The sequence below is a fragment of the Acetobacter ascendens genome (genome assembly GCF_001766235.1).
In the GTDB taxonomy this organism is placed as follows: domain Bacteria; phylum Pseudomonadota; class Alphaproteobacteria; order Acetobacterales; family Acetobacteraceae; genus Acetobacter; species Acetobacter ascendens.
The window spans coordinates 2,627,597-2,646,229 of the sequence record NZ_CP015164.1; the positions used below are offsets into that span (position 1 = coordinate 2,627,597).

At 48.8% G+C, this 18,633-nt stretch carries 13 protein-coding genes and 1 pseudogene; 10 read left to right on the forward strand and 4 right to left on the reverse strand.

Going from position 1 to position 18,633, the window contains the following annotated elements:
* The first annotated feature begins 400 nt into the window (after window positions 1-400).
* The 3 genes and pseudogenes from A4S02_RS16190 to A4S02_RS12865 all read left to right on the forward strand — a co-directional run bounded on the left by A4S02_RS16190 (window position 401) and on the right by A4S02_RS12865 (window position 3,561).
* A complete protein-coding gene (locus A4S02_RS16190; protein ID WP_070324002.1) occupies window positions 401-610 on the forward strand; it encodes a hypothetical protein in 210 nt (69 codons plus the stop codon).
* A 219-nt stretch (window positions 611-829) separates the two neighbouring features.
* Window positions 830-2,500, forward strand: a pseudogene (locus tag A4S02_RS12860) (OprO/OprP family phosphate-selective porin).
* Window positions 2,501-2,526: 26 nt separating this feature from the next.
* On the forward strand, window positions 2,527-3,561 hold the full coding sequence (locus tag A4S02_RS12865) for a sulfate ABC transporter substrate-binding protein (RefSeq protein ID WP_070324003.1): 1,035 nt from the start codon (window positions 2,527-2,529) through the stop codon (window positions 3,559-3,561).
* A 29-nt stretch (window positions 3,562-3,590) separates the two neighbouring features.
* Here the strand turns inward: A4S02_RS12865 and qhpR are convergent, their stop codons facing one another.
* Complete coding sequence (gene qhpR, locus A4S02_RS12870) at window positions 3,591-4,736, reverse strand: AraC-like transcriptional regulator QhpR (protein WP_208858946.1); 1,146 nt, start codon at window positions 4,734-4,736, stop codon at window positions 3,591-3,593.
* 92 nt (window positions 4,737-4,828) lie between these two features.
* On the opposite strand from qhpR, the gene A4S02_RS12875 reads away from it, so the two are divergent.
* From A4S02_RS12875 to eat, 3 genes are read left to right on the forward strand one after another with little or no spacing between them, the layout of a single operon-like run.
* Entirely contained in the window at window positions 4,829-6,217 is a 1,389-nt protein-coding gene (locus tag A4S02_RS12875) for an ethanolamine ammonia-lyase subunit EutB (protein WP_070324005.1), read from the forward strand.
* The gene (gene eutC / locus A4S02_RS12880) at window positions 6,214-6,999 is read left to right on the forward strand and encodes an ethanolamine ammonia-lyase subunit EutC (protein WP_070324006.1); all 786 of its coding nucleotides are present in this window, start codon (window positions 6,214-6,216) and stop codon (window positions 6,997-6,999) included. The genes A4S02_RS12875 and eutC overlap by 4 nt, the downstream gene beginning before the upstream one ends.
* A 32-nt stretch (window positions 7,000-7,031) precedes the next feature.
* On the forward strand, window positions 7,032-8,384 hold the full coding sequence (eat, locus tag A4S02_RS12885) for an ethanolamine permease (RefSeq protein WP_019088681.1): 1,353 nt from the start codon (window positions 7,032-7,034) through the stop codon (window positions 8,382-8,384).
* 84 nt (window positions 8,385-8,468) lie between these two features.
* Here the strand turns inward: eat and A4S02_RS12890 are convergent, their stop codons facing one another.
* Entirely contained in the window at window positions 8,469-9,293 is an 825-nt protein-coding gene (locus A4S02_RS12890) for an IS5-like element IS12528 family transposase (protein WP_011251455.1), read from the reverse strand.
* A 343-nt stretch (window positions 9,294-9,636) separates the two neighbouring features.
* Between A4S02_RS12890 and A4S02_RS15375 the strand changes: the two genes are divergently transcribed.
* The 4 genes from A4S02_RS15375 (at window position 9,637) to A4S02_RS12915 (ending at window position 16,498) form a co-directional block, all read left to right on the forward strand.
* Window positions 9,637-10,391 (forward strand): IS5 family transposase gene (locus tag A4S02_RS15375; RefSeq protein WP_087651418.1). Its coding sequence is split into 2 segments (ribosomal slippage): window positions 9,637-9,976 and window positions 9,976-10,391, totalling 756 coding nucleotides; the frame shifts between segments, so codons are not numbered across the junction.
* Window positions 10,392-10,657: 266 nt separating this feature from the next.
* Window positions 10,658-11,848, forward strand: a complete 1,191-nt coding sequence (locus A4S02_RS12905; RefSeq protein WP_070324007.1) for an efflux RND transporter periplasmic adaptor subunit — start codon at window positions 10,658-10,660, stop codon at window positions 11,846-11,848.
* A 5-nt stretch (window positions 11,849-11,853) separates the two neighbouring features.
* Window positions 11,854-15,009: an efflux RND transporter permease subunit gene (locus A4S02_RS12910; protein WP_070324008.1), complete on the forward strand. Its 3,156-nt coding sequence runs from the start codon at window positions 11,854-11,856 to the stop codon at window positions 15,007-15,009.
* Window positions 15,010-15,013: 4 nt separating this feature from the next.
* Window positions 15,014-16,498, forward strand: a complete 1,485-nt coding sequence (locus A4S02_RS12915; RefSeq protein WP_070324009.1) for an efflux transporter outer membrane subunit — start codon at window positions 15,014-15,016, stop codon at window positions 16,496-16,498.
* A 79-nt stretch (window positions 16,499-16,577) separates the two neighbouring features.
* Here the strand turns inward: A4S02_RS12915 and A4S02_RS12920 are convergent, their stop codons facing one another.
* The gene (locus tag A4S02_RS12920) at window positions 16,578-16,784 is read right to left on the reverse strand and encodes a cold-shock protein (RefSeq protein WP_070324010.1); all 207 of its coding nucleotides are present in this window, start codon (window positions 16,782-16,784) and stop codon (window positions 16,578-16,580) included.
* Window positions 16,785-17,078: 294 nt separating this feature from the next.
* Window positions 17,079-18,602, reverse strand: coding sequence for a hypothetical protein (locus A4S02_RS15880; RefSeq protein WP_070324011.1), 1,524 nt, complete (start codon window positions 18,600-18,602; stop codon window positions 17,079-17,081).
* Between the last annotated feature and the right edge of the window lie 31 nt (window positions 18,603-18,633).

The window sequence follows — 18,633 nt, forward strand, 5'->3', positions numbered from 1 at the left end:
CTGGAAATAACAAAATACGAAAAATATACGTGTTAAAAGTTTTCTGCGATTCTGTAGGGTTATGATCGGTGATGGAAAAATTTTTATAAGCGAGGAATTTTTATTAGTATATTGATTAATAAAGAAAAATTAACATGCACAAATTTTTGTTGTTAAAAAAAATAACCATTTTTCATGGTTTATTATTGCGCGGTTGTGTGTTTGCTCATAATGTCTCCCAAGTTACAACGCGTCAGAATCACAAAGGGTGATGCGCATATGTATCCGGTTTGTTTACGAATGTGCTGTGCGGTTCGATGTCGTGCAGCCAAGGCGCCTAAATATGCGCCTGTTTTCTTTTTCTGATCTAGCCGGATAATAAGTTGCCGGCTGGGTGTGTTCTTTATCCAGAGGCATTCAAATGCTGGAATCTCAGATTATCGAAGTAAATGGTACTTTTTTAGGTACTGTTATTCTGGAAGCAGACCGTTCTACGCGTCGTTTTTATGCGGCGCATGAAAGCGTAAAATCTTTACATAACAGCAGATTTACGCAGACAGATAATCCAATGTTGTCTGTTGCGTGCGTGTTTCGTCGTGTTGGCCAGGGGCGGGGTAGTATGCACGCTTAAAAATTAGGTTTGTGTATATTGCCACGGCCTAGTCTATCTATTGTATGTAAGCAGTAATAAAAACCTTTCTAAACAGTGTTTTATGTTTTGACAGGAAGGGGTGCTGCAAGCTAAATAGTTCTTGGTTCGAAATAATATACGTAAAATCGTATTCAAGTAAAACAACAAGTATTTCCCATGTGGGTTAAAAACAACCAAAGGGGTTGTTGGGGGCGCTTAATGACTGGTTCCGTTCGCTCTGGTTTTTTGCTGACAACAGCCATATCAGGTCTGTTTTTTCCATGCGTATTACATGCAGAAACATCAGAGGCTGAAGTTGCGGCCTTGCGGCGTGAAATGGCCATGATGCGCCGTGACATGCAGGGTGAAATTCATCGCCTGCAAATGCGTGTTGCACGGTATGAGCACGTTGCACAGGGTAAGGGAAATACCACCAAGGTAGTATCATCTGGTGCCTCACCCCCACATCTTGTGGCTGCTGGGCCAGAAGAGCCCCAGCCTGTGTTCGCAGAAGAACCTTCTCGCCCCGTGCATCATGGCCCCCGCACCGGGACGGAAGCGCACCCGGCTTTGCCTGAAGGCCCTGTTGCTTCGTGGGCAGAGTTCAAGGCTGCTTCGGCAAAGAAAGAAACAGTTCATATTGGTGGCATTCAAGTTGGTTTTCCAAAAGGGCGGCCAACTATTGCTTCAGATGATAAAGCCTACGCATTTTCCATTGGTTTGCTGGCTCAGGAAGATGTGGGCGGTTTTTTTGGCATGTCTCCACGAAATGGAGAAACCAAAGGCAATTTCAATTCATTAACACAAAATGCACGTCGCCTGCGGCTCTATCTTTCTTGGAGATATAAAGATTGGGTTGTTAACGTAACGCCAGATTTTGGATCCAGCAGTGTTGATGGAACTGTTGGCTTGTTTGAAGCAAATCTGAACTATACGGGGTTGCGGAATACAACGCTAACTGTTGGGTATTTTCAGCCGCGTATGGAAGAAGAAAGCGCGGAACGTTCAGGAGCTTTCGAGTTTCTGGAACGTCCAACTATTGTGGATCTGGTACGTAACCTTGCTGGTGGTGTGGCACGCTTTAGTGTTGGTGGTGAACATTACGAAAAACGTTGGCTTGTGTCAGGATATTTCACGGGTCAGAAATTTGGGGACCGCTCCAAGGATACTACGATAGTTGATAGCCAGACAGGTGCAGTTATCCGCGCGGCTGGTCGTCCTTATGTTTCAAAAGATATAGATGTGCATGTGGGTGCCGGGGCAACTTCTGTATTCAAGGTTAATGAAAACAGCAGCGACCGCCAGTTGAAATTGTCCGACAACATGGAAGTGCCACTGGGTGAAACCAGTCTGCTCACATCAGGAGCACTTACGGATGTTGCGCAAATCTGGGCTGCCGGCCCCCAGTTGGCTTTGCGTTGGAAGCGCTTTTTGCTGAAGGGTGAATACTACCATATTGGCGTGCAGCGTGATCATCAGGCACAAACAGTTCACCTCCCATCTTTGGGTTTTGATGGGTGGTATGTGGCTGCAAACTATACAATTTTGGGCACACCAAGATCTTATAGTGAGAAAACAGCAGCGTTTACCACACCCGGCGTAACGTATGACTTTGATCCGGCAACCGGCCACTGGGGCGCGCTGGAAGTAAGTGGGCTCTGGAGTGTGACAGACTTGTACGGTACGGAAAATCAGGGTGGAGAAGGCGTTAACGGCAACCAGTAAACAGTCTGGCAGGGTGGTTTCAACTGGTATCCTAATAGGCATATCAAGGTGATGTTGGATTACGCACACTTTATTGTCACGCGTTCCAAGGGTGTATCAGGTGGCGTTAATCTATTTGGGCGCGATGGAAATGCAGTTGTTGGCCGTGTGCAGGCGGCATTCTGAAAAACTGGTTTGAAGGTCTCATAATCATGAAAAACAAAGACTTTTCTCTTTCTCGTCGTCGTCTGCTTGTTGGAGCCGCGGCTTTAGGGGGCGGCGCCTTTTTGGGTATGCATGTGCAACAAGCACAGGCTGCCTCTTTCAACCTTCTGAATGTATCTTATGATCCAACGCGTGAGCTGTATGCTGAAGTAGACAAGGCTTTTGCAAACACATGGCATCAGGCACACCAGGAAGATAGCGTGACTGTTAAAACAGCGCATGGGGGATCGGGCGCACAGGCGCGTTCTGTGCTGGAAGGTGTGCCAGCAGATGTGGTCACATTAGGCTTGGCCTATGATATTGATTTACTTGCACAGAAAGGCCTGATTGCTACAGATTGGCAAACACGTTTGCCGCATAATTCTACACCTTATACAAGCACAATCGTTTTTCTTGTGCGCAAGGGGAATCCGAAAAACGTTAAGGACTGGCCAGATCTTGTGCGTGATGGTGTGCAGGTTATTACACCTAACCCCAAAACATCTGGTGGTGCCCGTTGGAATTATCTGGCCGCGTGGGGATGGGCGTTGCATCATAATAATGGCTCAGAAGATGCAGCAAAAACTTATCTAAAAAGCTTATTCAAGCATGTTCCCGTTTTGGATACCGGAGCACGCGGTGCAACAAACAGTTTTGTACAACGCCATCTGGGTGATGTTTTGCTGGCGTGGGAAGACGAAGCATTGATGGCCGCTCGAGATATCGGGCCAGATCAGTTTGATATTGTTGTACCTTCACAAACCATTCTTGCAGAACCTCCTGTTTCTTTGGTGGATAAAAATGTAAAGGCACATGGCACAGAAGATGTTGCCAAAGCATATCTGGAGTTTTTGTTTTGTCCAGAAGGGCAAAAAATTGGTGCCAAACATTATTTCCGTCCGGTAGATCCGGCAGTGTTGGCGGAATATGGGCAGGTGTTTCCGAAGGTGGAGACATTTGATGTTGCAAGTCTTGGTGGATGGACAAAACTGCAAAAAGGCCATTTTTCAAATGGCGGTATTTTTGACAGTCTTTATAGATAATTTTGCAGGTATAGAAAGAATTTTTGATATTATATGAAGGATGGCGCTGGCATGTATTGCTGGCGCCATGCTCGTGGGGAAACGCCGCTCCATTTGCGGAATGCTCTGCTGAACGCGCTGGTTTCAGAATATCCCAATAATCTGGCAATCTGGCTTATGTCATGCTCTGGTTGTTGTAGAAAAACACATGCCTGTTTATAGCGCGTGGTTTCCATCAAATCAGAATAAGATATTCCAAGGTCAGCCAGCCGCCTTTGCAGAGTCCAAACCGGCATATTCATGCGTGTAGCTAATAGGGTGAGATGCCCACCTTCTGGTAAAATCTCCTCAAGTGCTAACAAAACGTGCTCTTTAAAAGACATGTGCGGATGAGGTGTACTGTGCCCGTTGCGGGCGAGTGAGATAAGAGACGCTTTTACAATTTCCAGTGTATGCGGTTGTGCATCCGGCATTGCGTGTTCCAAACCAATATCGCGGAAAACAAGCGCATTGGTAGCACGGTTAAAACGAACGGTTGCCTGAAAGGCATCTTGGTGCTCGTGTGCCTGTTCGGGTTGCGCATGTGCAAAATGCACTTCTTCAGGCTGCCACGCAGGCCCTAAAGCATAGCGTAACACATTGCAGAACATGCCTAACGTAAGTTCTGCATCTTGCCGGCGTTCTGTAATGGTTGGATCTGTAATAGCGTATTCAAGCTGTAATAGATTGCCTTGCCTTACAAGGCGCGTGTGCGTACAGCTTTGATGATAAATAAAGTGCGTTGCAAGATTATGAATGGCTTCTTTTACCGTGGGTGAAAGAAGCGCCACAAACCCGATCAGCCCCAATGTTTGCGGTTGAAACTGCTGCCCAAACCACAGACCCAGATTGCCATGCTGTGTTTCTTTTGCTGCTTCAGTAAACAGGCGGCAATATGCGTTCAGGCTCAGCATATCTGTGGGCAGGGCTAATTTGCCCGGAGCCAACCCCGCTCGGCCAGCAATGCGGTCAATATCGCCCCCATGGCTTGTAATAAAGCCTTCTGCGCCAGAAGCGGCGGCGGCCATAACGCCAGAGGCAGAAAAGGCGAGCAGGGGAGACATTGCAATCCTTTGTCTGAAGCGAGTGTGTGATCTGCAGCCTTCTTTGTTATGAAATGTTAAAAATATGTAGCGAGCAGTCAAGTCGCAAATCATTTCCATATGATATCATTCCGAAGTAGATATGATTTTAATGCATGCAGAAAGTGAACCCTATCTCTTTCACGTGTAGCTAAGGAGTTCCTTCAATGGTGTATCGTTGCACTCTGGGGGGTGAGACATACAGCTTCGATGATCTGAAAACGTTGCTGGCAGTTGCATCATCCGAACGCTCGGGAGACCAGTTGGCTGGTGTTGCAGCACAGTCTGATGTGCAGCGTATTGCCGCACGTTATGCCTTGGCCGATCTACCATTGCAGACCTTTTTGGACGTTGCGCTTGTTCCATATGAGGAAGATGAGGTGACGCGCCTTATTATGGATACGCATGATAAGGAAGCCTTCGCACCCCTGGCGCATATGACAGTTGGGCAGTTTCGGGATTGGCTGCTCTCGCACGAAGCTGATACCGCAACACTGGCTGCCGTTGCGCCGGGTATCACGCCAGAAATGGCTGCGGCAGTTAGCAAGTTGATGCGCAATCAGGATTTAATGAGTGTAGCGCGCAAAATTCGTGTGGTCACAGGTTTTAGAAATACTATTGGTTTGGAAGGGTGTTTGTCTTCCCGCTTGCAACCTAATCATCCCACGGATGATCTTAAGGGAATTGCTGCATCAACACTGGATGGTTTGCTGTACGGTATGGGGGATGCTGTTATCGGCATTAATCCGGCTACAGATAGTGTGGCAAATGGCATGGCCTTACTGGACATGTTAGATCATGCGCGCCAGCGTTATGATATCCCTACCCAGACTTGTGTGCTTACGCATGTGACCAATACACTGGAAATTATGAATAAGGGCGGGGCGGTAGATCTGGTTTTTCAATCTATTGCGGGCACACAAAAGGCGAATGAAGGGTTTGGGATTAACCTTTCTATTCTGGCAGAAGCGCAAGATGCTGCGGTAGCGCTTAAGCGTGGCACTGTTGGCCAGAATGTCATGTATTTTGAAACGGGTCAGGGTGCGGCTCTTTCAGCTAATGCGCATCATGGTATGGATCAGCAAACAGCAGAGGCACGGGCCTATGCTGTTGCGCGTGCGTATAATCCCTTACTGGTAAATACAGTTGTTGGATTTATTGGCCCTGAATATCTGTACGATGGAAAGCAGATTATCCGTGCTGGTTTGGAAGACCATTTCTGCGCCAAGCTGTTAGGTGTGCCAATGGGGTGTGATGCCTGTTACACCAACCATGCTGAGGCCGATCAGGATGATATGGATAACCTGATGGTGCTTCTTGGCACAGCGGGCATTACCTTCCTGATAGGTGTGCCGGGCGCTGATGATGTGATGCTGAATTATCAAAGCCTTTCGTTTCATGATATTCTGACATTGCGCAATTTGTTGGGTCTAAAGCCTGCTCCAGAATTTGCTGCGTGGTTGGAGCAAATGGAACTGTACGATAGCAAGCACAACCGCATGCGGGAACTTGCACCGGGGCAAACCCGCCTTGGGCAGTTGGTAGGTGCCGCATGACAGATAAAAAGCTGCTTTTTACAGGCGCAACGGCCCCGGAAAAACGTGAGGGCTGGCAAGGATTGCGCCAGTTTACACGGGCCAGAATTGGTTTAAGTCGTTCTGGAAATGCACAATGCACAAAAGATGTTTTGGCATTTCAGGAATCTCATTCCAAGGCGCGAGATGCTGTGCATATTCCTTTGGATATTGCGCATTTACAGGCAGAAATGGGAGATACCCCTGTTATCTGTGTTTCCAGTCAAGCCCCAGATCGGCAAACTTATTTGCGCCGTCCAGATCTAGGGCGCAGGTTGAATGCTGAATCACTTGCGGGTTTGTCTCATGGGGCATGGGATGTGGTGTTTGTTGCGGCTGATGGACTGTCTTCTATCGCAACACAGAAGGAAGCCTTGCCGCTGTATCGGGCTATGTGCAAGCGGTTGTTAGGGTGGCGTATTGCACCTTTGGTTGTGGCAACGCAAAGCCGAGTAGCTCTGGGTGATGAAATTGCCCAGAAAATGGGTGCAAAAATTGTTGTTATGATGATTGGGGAGCGCCCCGGCCTAAGTGTTGCTGACAGTATGGGAGTGTATCTGACATACGCGCCTTATGTCGGCTGTCCAGATTCTTCCAGAAACTGTCTTTCAAATATTCATACATATGGTCTTTCTACGTCTGCTGCTGCCGACAAACTCACTTGGTTGATGCAGGAAGCCATGCGTTTGAAAGAAACAGGAATTGGTTTGAAAGATTCTTCCCCAGAGAATGGAATAATCGAAAATACACCGAAAATTTCTTGATAATTCTCTGACACAAAAGGATGTACTGAAGCATGGGCGAGGGTTCAACGCATCTCAAAAAATCTCTAAGCACGTTCCATTTATGGGGTATTGCTGTTGGTCTGGTTATTTCCGGGGAATATTTTGGCTGGAGCTATGGCTGGGGCACCGCTGGAACTTTAGGGTTTTTGGTAGCCACAGTTTTTGTGGCCATTATGTACACTGCTTTTATCTTTAGTTTTACAGAACTAACCTGTGCTATCCCACATGCTGGTGGCCCATTTGCTTATAGTTTTCGTGCATTGGGGCGCTGGGGTGGTTTGTTGGCAGGACTTGCCACGCTGGTTGAATTTATTTTTGCACCACCAGCTATCGCATTGGCTATTGGTGCGTACCTGAATGTGCAGTTTCCCAACCTCTCCCCTAAAGTTGCGGCATTGGGAGCATATTTGGTGTTCATGACACTGAATATTGTGGGTGTGCATATTGCTGCAACATTTGAATTGTTTGTAACAATTGCAGCTATTATCGAGCTTCTTGTGTTTATGGGAGTCGTTGCTCCTGCATTTTCATGGCACAATTTTCTTCAGAACGGCTGGGGTATTGCTCCGCATTTTGGCTGGACAGCTATGGGCGGCATTTTTGCGGCCATCCCATTCGCAATCTGGTTCTTTTTGGCCATTGAAGGCGTTGCCATGGCGGCAGAGGAAGCAAAAGATCCGCGGCGTTCTATCCCTATCGCTTATATTGCGGGTGTGCTTACGCTTGTTTCATTGGCGTTTGGTGTCATGCTTTTTGCTGGCGGTGTAGGGGACTGGCGAACCCTCGCTAATCTGAATGATCCTTTGCCTCAAGCCATGAAGGCCGTAGTGGGCAGCAACAGCGGGTGGTTGCACATGTTGGTGTGGCTTGGGCTGTTCGGGCTGGTTGCCTCTTTGCATGGTATTATCATGGGGTATGGCCGGCAGATCTTTGCATTGGCACGCGCAGGATTCTTGCCTGCTGTGTTGGGCAAACTGCATCCGCGTTTCAAAACGCCTTATACGGCCACGTTGGCTGGTGGCAGCATCGGGATTGCAGCTATCTTTTCGGATGATATTATCTCTATCAACGGGCAGTCTTTAACTGCCACATTGGTAACCATGTCTGTTTTTGGTGCTTTGACCATGTATTTGCTAAGCATGGTAAGCCTGTTTCGCTTGCGCCTGAAAGAACCAGCTTTGTCTCGCCCTTATCGGGCACCATTGTACCCGGTTTTGCCAGCAATTGCGTTGCTGGGTGCCATTGTTTCACTTGTGGCGGTTATCTACTACAATCTTACAATATTTTTCATATACGTTGGGTTTATCGCGATTATTACGTGTCTTTTCATGGCGTTTTCGCGCAAACCACAATCAGGCCTTTAATGCCGTTAGAGATTATACGATTAAAGCGTTTCTAGATTAGATTGTATTGGTCATTTACTGCAGTGTTAGAGCCCTTTTGGAAATTCACGGATGAGCGTTTCGGCGTAGCATGAGGCTTCCCATGGCGATGTGGATCATGGCCTCTGCGACGTCGATCCGCTGTTCGTAGTCCTTCACAAGGCGACGCCAGCGGATCATCCAACCGAAGGTCCGTTCCACAACCCACCGACGCGGCAGGATTTCAAACCCTTTTGCTGTCTCTGACCGCCGGATGATCTCGACTGTGAAGTCGAGAAAAGTGGCCTTATCCATCAACTGGAGGCGGTCATAGGCTCCATCGGCAAACAGGTGCTTCACCCAAGGCCAGCGTTTACGAATGGCATCAAGGATCATCTGTCCTCCTGCACTGTCCGAAATATCGGCTGTTGTCAGCTGGACCAGGAGAAGGCGGCCATCCGTATCAACTGCGATGTGACGTTTCCGACCGACGATCTTCTTGCCTGCGTCATAACCACGTGTCTTTGCGTGGGGTGCCTTGATACTCTGGCTATCAATGACACCACCCGATGGACTGGTTTCGCGTCCTGCCGCTTCACGATCGAGCATCAGACAGACATCATGAATGGTCTGGAACAGGAAACGGCGCATCAGCCTGCGGAACCACCAGTAAACCGTTTGCCATGGGCCAAAATGAACCGGAAGCATCTCCCAACCGCAGCCTGAGCGCACGAGATAGCGCAGAGCATTGATGATCTCACGGAAATCGGTTGTCCGTTTCCGACCACGCCGGTTCGCAGGGGGCATCAGAGGCGCTATGCGCTCCCATTCCTCATCTGTCAGATCAGACGGATAGCGTTTCGTCTTGCGTGTAATTCCGGCCATGCGGCCTCGTTGTGCTGGCGTCCACATCCTGCCTTTGAATCACGCTCAAAACCTCTTGAAAACCTATCATAGCGAATTTCCAAAAGGGCTCTTATAACGTTTGGATATATTCAGGCGTTATAACATATTTTATTTTTAATCACTTTATTCTTGCGTAAATGAGAATGTAAATGCATCTCAAGCCTTGCATGTGGTGTCATGCAAAGGCATATAATCACGCAAAAGTGATCATGACACGACAAGATGCAGGCTGCTATGCCGGAAGTTCCTACGGCGTGTCGTCAGTTAAGCCCTGAGAGTGGCACGTGAGGGTTGTACTTTGTGTCTGCGTGTGCTGACTGTTTTCCCGTTTTTTTGGGGAGACAGACAGATGCGGCGCTATAGTTTACGCGATGACCAGTGGGAGCGGATAAAGGATCTTCTTCCTGGTCGAGAAGGCTATGTCGGCGGCACTGCGGTGAACAACCGTCTGTTCGTGGAGGCGGTGCTGTATCGCTATCGCGCGGGTATTCCATGGCGCGACCTTCCTGCCCGTTTCGGTGACTGGAAAAACGTGCACCGGCGTCTGCGCCGCTGGTGTGAAAGCGGCGTCATCGAACGGATATTTCGTTATCTGGCCGCTGATTACGACAACGAATACATGATGATCGACAGCACAATTGTCCGAGCGCATCAGCATAGTGCCGGAGCTCTCAAAAAAGGGGCACGGATCAGGCCATCGGACGATCACGAGGCGGGCTAACTACAAAGATCCATGCCATCTGCGACGCTCTGGGCAATCCAGTGGAACTCGGCATCACACCGGGACAGGATGCCGATATCACCCAGGCAGAACCACTTCTGGAAAACATCGAACCGGATGCTTTCCTTGCTGACAAGGCGTATGACGCGGACAGGTTGATCGATCGGCTGATACAGCGCGGGATTACCCCGGTCATCCCGCCAAAACGCAACAGAACGACACGACGGAAAACCGATTTTTCTCTCTACCGCGAACGGAACCTTGTTGAGAGGTTCTTCAATAAACTCAAGCAGTTTCGCGCTATCGCAACCCGCTACGATAAACTGAAATCGACCTTCCTCGCAGCCGTGCAGTTCGCCTCAATCATCATCCTGCTTAACTGACGACACGCCGTAGAGTCCGGTAGGATTGTTGCGTTTCAGGCAAGCCAGATATGAATATAGTGTTTGACAAGCCGCAGATTTATGCAAGAAACAGGACTAAAATGATCTTGTTTGCGCGGTTTTGAATTGTATTCTGAATGGCTTGCATTGTTCAGGTAAAACATGTGGTTTTTTGCAGGTACAGGGTGAGTAAGATGTTATTTTAAAACAGTATCTGCAGATGTTGGAGCAACGATTATTTCAAAATTTCTTAAAAGGATTCCCTAATGAAGCGGGAAGTCAGTAGTTTAACCCATGCTGCTGTTGTGGGTGTGCTCATAGGGCTGTCAGGATGCGATCAGAAGGCATCTACCCCTGAAATGCCGCCGCAAAGTGTGCAGGTTCAGGTTATGAAAAAGCAGTCTGTTGCGGTGCATACCACTCTTCCCGGTCGTACGGATGCTTTTGAAATTGCACAGGTTCGCCCGCAGGTTACAGGTGTTATTGAAAAGCGGCTGTTCCGTGAAGGCGCTGATGTTGTTGCAGGCCAGCAGCTGTACCAAATTGATCCTTCACGTTATAAAGCGGTATATGACACAGCGCGTGGGCAGTTGGCAGAAGCTCAGGCTGCCGAGGTTACGGCGCGTGCCAAGCTGAATCGCTATCGTGGGCTTGTACAGTCTCATGCCATTAGCCAGCAGGATTTCGATGATGCTCTGGCCGCGGAAAAGGAAGCTCAAGGGCGTATCCTAAATGCACAGGGGCAGGTAGAAAGCGCACAGGTGAATCTGGGCTATACAAAAATGTATGCGTCCATTTCCGGTCGGATCAGCCGTACGCTGATAACCGTTGGCGCGTTGGTTACGGCAAACCAGACAGACAATACGGCCATTATCACGCGGCTGGATCCTATATATATTGACGTTAATCTACCTGCCATCACGCTGTTACGCCTTAAGCGCGAACTGGCGGAAGGACGTATTCAACGGCAGGAAGATGGCAAGGTTCCGGTAAAGGTCACGCTGGAAGATGGCTCTGTCTATGAACACACAGGCCAGATGGCGCTTTCTGAAGTGAACGTGGATACCGCTACGGCCACTGTTATTGTACGTGCCATCATGCCGAACCCGGATAAAATGTTGCTGCCTGGTATGTATGTACATGCCCAGTTGGATGAGGGCGTGGACCCCGCCGCCCTTGTGGTGCCGCAGGATGCCGTAACACGTAACACACATGGTGACCCGCAGGTATGGGTGGTTAAACCCGACAACACGGTTGATCTACGCCAGATCACCACTGGGCAAACCATTGGCACCAGTTGGATTGTGACATCCGGGCTGAAGGAAGGCGAACGCATTGTTGTGGAAGGGCTGCAAAAAGTAACGCCCGGAGCTAAGGTTGATCCGCATGAAGAGGCCCCACAACCTGCAGCCAATGCCGCCAGCCCCGTAGATCAGAACTCTCAAAAGAGCCAGTAACCAGCATGAGCCTTTCACGCTTTTTTATTGATCGGCCAATTTTTGCGTGGGTGATCAGTCTTATTATTATGCTGGTTGGGGGGCTGTCCATTTTTCGGCTGCCTATTTCCCAGTACCCCAGCATTGCGCCGCCGCAAATTGCCATCAGTGTGACGTATCCGGGTGCTTCGGCTGATACGGTGAACGATACTGTTGTGCGCCCGATCTTGCAGCAGATGTTCGGTCTGGATCATTTGGAGTACATTTCGGCGCAGTCTTATGCCTCGGGCCAGATGGAAATTGATCTGACCTTTGCGCAGGGGACAGACCCCGATATTGCGCAGGTACAGGTACAAAACAAGCTCCAGCTTGCGCAGCCAAAACTACCAACAGAAGTCACTGCTCAGGGCTTGAGCATTACCAAGGCAGTTAAGAACTTCATGCTCGTGGTGGCTTTTATTTCCACCGATGGCAGCATGAACGGCGGTGATATTGCTGATTATGTGGCGTCCAATATTTCAGACCCGCTCAGCCGTGTGTCCGGCGTGGGTGATCATACGCTGTTTGGTTCTGAATATTCCATGCGTATCTGGATGGACCCGGCCAAGCTGTTCAACTACGGCCTGACCGTAAGAGATGTTGAAACAGCCATTCAGACCCAGAACATTCAGCTTTCATCCGGTGAGCTTGGTGGTTTGCCTGCCACCAAGGGTATTCGGTTGGACGCCACTATTATTGGCCCGCAGCGTCTGACATCTCCGGAAGAGTTTGAAAGAATTCTGCTGAAAGTGCAGCCTGATGGTTCTCAGGTGCGTATTCAGGATATCGCCAAAGTTGAACTTGGGCCGCAGACTTACAACACCAATTCCTATTATAATAACATGCCGGCTTCCGGTATGGCGCTTAAGCTGGCACCGGGTGCAAACCAGATTGCAACAGAAGCCGCAGTGCGTGCTCAGTTGCATGAGTTGGAACAGTTTTTCCCGCCGGGTTTGAAAACCGTTTATCCGCTGGATACCGAACCGTTTATTACGCTTTCTATTGGGGAGGTGGTTGAAACACTGCTGGAAGCCATTGGCTTGGTCTTTTTGGTCATGCTGGTGTTTTTGCAGAATTTCCGTGCCACGCTTATTCCCACCATTGCGGTACCTGTTGTGTTGCTGGGTACGTTCGGGCTGCTGAATCTTTTGGGGTATTCTATCAATACACTTACCATGCTGGCCATGGTGCTGGCTGTTGGCTTGCTGGTGGATGATGCCATTGTGGTGGTGGAAAACGTTGAGCGTGTGATGACGGAAAAGCAGCTTTCTCCGCGGGAAGCTGCCCGTGTTTCCATGGATGAAATCTCTGGCGCGCTGGTGGGTATCGTGCTGGTTCTGTCTGCGGTGTTCTTGCCTATGGCGGCGTTTTCTGGGTCCGTCGGGGTTATTTACCGGCAGTTTTCTATCACCATTGTTTCGGCTATGTGGCTTTCCGTGTTGGTGGCTATGGTGCTTACGCCAGCTCTGTGCGCCACCATGCTAAAGCCGGGGCAGCATGAAAAAACCAAAGGCGTGGCCGGGTGGTTTAACCGCAATTTTACAAAGCTAACCAACGGCTACCTTGGTGGCGTAAACTATCTTCTGCGGCATTTTATGCTGGCAATGGGGGCTTTTGTTCTCATTACAGCCATTGTGGTTGTTCTGTTTCTACGGGTGCCCGGTGGCTTTTTGCCGGATGAAGATCAGGGGCTGATTTTTGGGCAGATCACCATGCCGCCCAATGCTCCCATGGAAAAGACAGCCGAGATTAACCACGCTGTTGCAGATTATATTCTCAAGACAGAAGCTGATTCTGTTGAATCCGTTTATTCTGTAAACGGGTTTAACTTTGCTGGGCAGAGCCAGAACTCTGGCGCGTTCTTTATCCGTTTGAAGGATTGGTCTGTCCGCCCCAAAGCATCACAATCTTCTGCTGCTATTGCCATGCGGATTATGATGCACTTTTGGGGCAGCCCCAAAGCGCAGATTCTGGCCTTTAACCCGCCAGCCATTCTTGAGCTAGGTAACGCAACGGGCTTTGACCTTGAGTTGGAAGACCGTGCGCATTTGGGCCATCAAAAACTTCTGGAAGCTCGCAATATGGTGCTGGGCATGGCTGCTCAGGACCCAAGCCTGCTGGCGGTACGTCCGAATGGCATGGAAGATGCTGGCCAGTACCATCTGGATATTGACCGGGAAAAAGCAAACGCTCTTGGCGTAACAATTGATGATATCAATACCACTATTGAAGGGGCATTGGGGTCTATTTACGTTAACCAATTTACGCGGAACGACCGTGTAAAGCAGGTATATATCCAAGGCGTTGCCAGTTCCCGTATGCAGCCGCAGGATCTGGATAAATGGTATATCCGCAACTTTACGAACACATTGGTGCCGCTTAATGCTTTTGTAAGCGCCCACTGGATTTCTGGCCCCCAGAAGGTTGAAAACTATAACAGCTTCAATGCTTTTGAAATTTTGGGGCAGCCTGCCGCAGGTTACAGTTCTGGGCAGGCACTGGCGACAATTACCAATATCTTGAAAAAACTGCCTGCAGGTATTGGCTATGAATGGACTGGTCTGTCTTTCGAACAGAACGCGTCTGGGTCTTCTACAGGGCCGCTTTATGCTCTGGCTATGATTGTTATTCTGCTGTGTCTGGCAGCGTTGTACGAAAGTTGGGCTATTCCGCTGGCGGTTCTTCTGGTTATTCCGCTGGGGGTTGTTGGTGCAATTATTGCAACGTTGATGCGTGGCTTGGCGAACGACGTCTATTTCCAAGTAGGGCTGCTTACGACTGTTGGGTTAGCTGTTAAGAACGCCATTCTGATTGTTGAATTTGCCAAAATGGGCTTTGAGCAAGGCAAGACCTTGGAAGAGGCCGTTCTAACCGCTGCGCGCGAACGTTTGCGCCCGATTTTAATGACATCCATTGCCTTTGTGGTGGGGGTATTCCCGCTGGCTATTGCATCCGGGGCAGGGTCTGCCGCGCGTGTTGCCATTGGCACGGCTGTGGTAGGCGGTATGGCTTCGGCAACGTTGCTGGCTGTTTATTTTGTGCCTGTGTTCTTTGTGGTTGTTCTTCGGCTTTTCAAGGTGAAGCGCATTAATGAACGCACAGACCCACACGCCCAGATTATGAATTCTGACGGACACGAGTAAAACTATGACGCATTTTTCCGCATCACGTCAGTCGCGCTTGTATCGTCAGGTTGCATGTTTCGCAGTGTCTGTCGGGCTTTTGGGTGGCTGCACCATGATACCCAAATACAAGCGACCACAACCGCCGCTTGCACAAACATGGGCAGATTATCAGCACACAGATAATGCCATGTTGCAAAAGGCTGCATCCGATATCGGCTGGCGGGACTTTTTTATAGACCCGCGTTTGCAGCAGCTGATTACAATTGCCCTGCGTGAAAATAGAGATATCCGGCAGGCTGCGGCCAGCATTGTAGAAGCTCAGGGGCGTTATGATATCCAGCATGCAGGCCTGTTCCCCAGCATTGGGGCAACAGGTGGGCCGATGTATCAGGCCCCATCAGATGCTGCGGGTTTGAGCTTTGCACCTGGTTTGGATACAGCCCAGACAGGTACAGGCATGGCGCGTAATCCATTCCGTTTCTATCAGGGGGGAATTGGATTTTCGGCCTACGAAATTGATATTTTTGGCCGTATCCGCTCCCTTAGCCGAGAGGCGGCAGAAGAAACGCTAGCCCAGCAGGAAAACCTGCGTGGTGTTACCATCAGTATTATTGCACAGGTTGCTAATGCCTATATTGCGTGGCTAGGCGATAAGCAGGACGTCGTACTTGCGCAAAACACGCTGAGCAGCCAGCAAGGCACATTGCAGCTAATCCAAGATAAATATAACCACGGGGAAGCTGATCTGCTGACTGTCCGGCAGGCAGAAACGCAGGTTGCACAAAGTGCTGGCCTGCTGGCTGATTCTCAAAGAAGGGTGGAGCAGGATGAAAATCTTATCAGCTTGCTGATAGGGGCACCCATTCCTGCAAACTTGCCGCCCCCTTCCAATTTGGGGCAGCAAACTGTTCTGGCGGATGTACCTGCAGGTTTGCCGTCTGACCTTCTGAATCGTCGGCCGGATATTGCGCAGGCTGAACATGATCTGTTGTCTGCGCAGGCGGATATTGGTGCAGCGCGTGCAGCGTTTTTCCCGCGCATTACACTTACGGCCAGTGATGGTATTTCCAGCTTGCAGTTTCATAAACTGTTTACATCTGCGGCAACCACTTGGGGCGTTAACCCAACCATTCAGATTCCCTTGTGGACATGGGGCCAGAATTCAGGAAACCTAAAAGCTTCCAAAGCGCGTCGGGATAGCAAAATTACGGCTTACGAAAAAACAGTGCAGACAGCATTTCGGGAAGTTGCAGATGCGCTGGCTGGTAGAAAGGCGTATTTGGATGAGCAGAAAGAAGTAGATGCCTTGGTAAGTGCTTCAGGGGATGCTTATCGTCTTGCAAAAATGCGTTACGAAGCAGGGATAGATTCCTATTTAACAACATTGGAATCGCAGCGAGCCTATTTGCAGGCACAGCAAAATCAAATCTCAGTAGATGTATCCAGATATCAAAATCTGGTCACGCTTTATCGTTCAATGGGTGGTGGCTGGAAAGAAAAAGGATAATTGGATATTTGAAAAAACGGCAAATAAAAAGCCGCCCTAAAGGGCGGCTTTTTACAGCATCAAATGCAGCTTAAAGCAATTAGATTGCTTTAATGCTTACTGCAGATGCCTTGCCGTTACGGCCAGCTTCGAGCTCGTAAGAGACCTGCTGACCTTCGGTAAGGGTATGCATACCGGCGCGCTCAAGCTCAGAGATATGAACGAACGCGTCCTGTCCCCCATTGTCCGGCTGAATGAAACCAAAACCCTTTGTAGGGTTAAACCATTTTACGGTGCCTGTTGCCATAACAAGGCTCCTTTTTTACAACTGCGGTCGTGTACAAAATACACACGAAATCATAACTTTTAAGGAGAAAAACTGACGCAACATGCGCCGATGACTCAGATAAAAGCATCCGCTTGCGCTATCAATGTGCGCAAAACAAAAGGAATGCAAGGATAAACTGATGGCTACCAAAAATTAAATTATTATTCCCAAGCCAACACGCTGTATAATAACACTTTTTAGTATTTTTATTTTTGAATTTATAAAATTAAATAAAGTGTCTGCATAAAATTTGAAGCAGATACTATTTATGTTTCAGGATGGTGGATGGGCCAGACGATCATTCCTGATATAGACGGAAGATCCCGCACGCATTTGGGTATAATCTGTGTGCAGAATATCAACCACGCAGGACATGAACTTTTTTGGATCATGCACACCCCAAATAACCCAGCTATCAAAATAAATGGCTGGAGGTTTATCTTTGGGTAAATCAACACATAAATCGCGATCATACCCATGCCACGGGTGGGCGGCGTAATCCGCTTCCCATGGGAGATACGCATGATATTTCTTTATGGGTAAACGGTGGGCCAGAAGATATACATCAGGGCTATACGGAACAGCCAAAATCCATTCATCGGGGCGTGTATAGGCACGAATGGTTCTGGCAAAATCAACAGAGTCATTTTGCGTCAGATGCCACCCAGCGGCGTGTCTTTGCGCCAGTGTCTGCCCCCAAGGAGAAGAGAGGGCGTGTTGGGAGACTAGAAATATTCCTCCAACGCTACCAAATGCTAAGAGCGATAAAATATTAGGGCGATTTTTTAAGCAGGCTGTGGCCGTCAAGCTTGCCAAAGCAAAAGCGGCCATAAGGAAAGCTCCGTTTTGAAAGACATCCATACCTCGTATCTGAAGTGTCAGCAGACCGCAGATAGCTAGAAGGGCACAGAGTTTATAGGTGCTTTTCCAGATAAGAAGAAAACTACCGAGACCAATGGTGATGACAGGCAGTGTTTCTAGAATGCGATCAGGCGCAAAGGAAAGCGCCATGCCGTGCAGAAAGGCATCTATGCCAAAGGGAATGTAATGCACATACCATTTTTGGTTGGCGATAATATGGAAAGCAATCATGCCACCAATATCACCATAGAGCGCGAGCCATAATGCCATAACCAAACAGGCACAAAGGCACCCCAGCGTAATTCCTTTTATGGTTTCTTTGTAAGCTGAGCGATGAAACAACCAAATCAGGCAAGGAATGGCGTAAAAGAAAATGGCGAGTGGACCAAACGCATAGGCTGCGAAAGGCAAAAGTGCTGTGGCAAAACCACCACAAAAAGCCTGAGGCATAGATACAGACTTATTAAGACATAGTGGCACTACAAAAGTAGCCATGCTGATAACAGTTAATGCACCGCCAATGGGCCAATAACTATCCAGATTAAGGCCTTGTACAGTCCAGACAGATGCAATGCCTCCTAACCACATGGTAGTGGCCAGGTAACGCTGCCAATTAACAGTAAAAAGAGATGTACAAAAAATGGCCAGCCCGGCAAGGCTGGCCATAAGGGTAGAAACAAACCGGAAAATCCAAAGGTGCGAAGTACCCGCAACAGGGCCAAGTATCCATGAGAGCATGAAAACAAGAGGCCCATGTGCATCAATATAGTCTCGATAAAGCCGATCACCATGCTGCATGGCGAGAACACCTAGAATGTGCCCGGATTCATCGCTGAAAGGCAGGCCGCCAAAGCCTTCTATATTTCTGAATATGAAAAAACTTATGCAGATGGAAAATAGAACCGGCGGAGTTATCAGTCTATTGGTAACACGCATGTTGGTTCTATTTTCCCTGCGTTTGATTATG

Bases quoted from the DNA above. Each gene is read 5' to 3' on its own strand.
- A4S02_RS16190 (WP_070324002.1), top strand. From the start codon at position 401: ATGCTGGAATCTCAGATTATCGAAGTAAATGGTACTTTTTTAGGTACT.
- A4S02_RS12865 (WP_070324003.1), top strand. From the start codon at position 2,527: ATGAAAAACAAAGACTTTTCTCTTTCTCGTCGTCGTCTGCTTGTTGGA.
- qhpR (WP_208858946.1), bottom strand. From the start codon at position 4,736: ATGATTTGCGACTTGACTGCTCGCTACATATTTTTAACATTTCATAAC.
- A4S02_RS12875 (WP_070324005.1), top strand. From the start codon at position 4,829: ATGGTGTATCGTTGCACTCTGGGGGGTGAGACATACAGCTTCGATGAT.
- eutC (WP_070324006.1), top strand. From the start codon at position 6,214: ATGACAGATAAAAAGCTGCTTTTTACAGGCGCAACGGCCCCGGAAAAA.
- eat (WP_019088681.1), top strand. From the start codon at position 7,032: ATGGGCGAGGGTTCAACGCATCTCAAAAAATCTCTAAGCACGTTCCAT.
- A4S02_RS12890 (WP_011251455.1), bottom strand. From the start codon at position 9,293: ATGTGGACGCCAGCACAACGAGGCCGCATGGCCGGAATTACACGCAAG.
- A4S02_RS12905 (WP_070324007.1), top strand. From the start codon at position 10,658: ATGAAGCGGGAAGTCAGTAGTTTAACCCATGCTGCTGTTGTGGGTGTG.
- A4S02_RS12910 (WP_070324008.1), top strand. From the start codon at position 11,854: ATGAGCCTTTCACGCTTTTTTATTGATCGGCCAATTTTTGCGTGGGTG.
- A4S02_RS12915 (WP_070324009.1), top strand. From the start codon at position 15,014: ATGACGCATTTTTCCGCATCACGTCAGTCGCGCTTGTATCGTCAGGTT.
- A4S02_RS12920 (WP_070324010.1), bottom strand. From the start codon at position 16,784: ATGGCAACAGGCACCGTAAAATGGTTTAACCCTACAAAGGGTTTTGGT.
- A4S02_RS15880 (WP_070324011.1), bottom strand. From the start codon at position 18,602: ATGCGTGTTACCAATAGACTGATAACTCCGCCGGTTCTATTTTCCATC.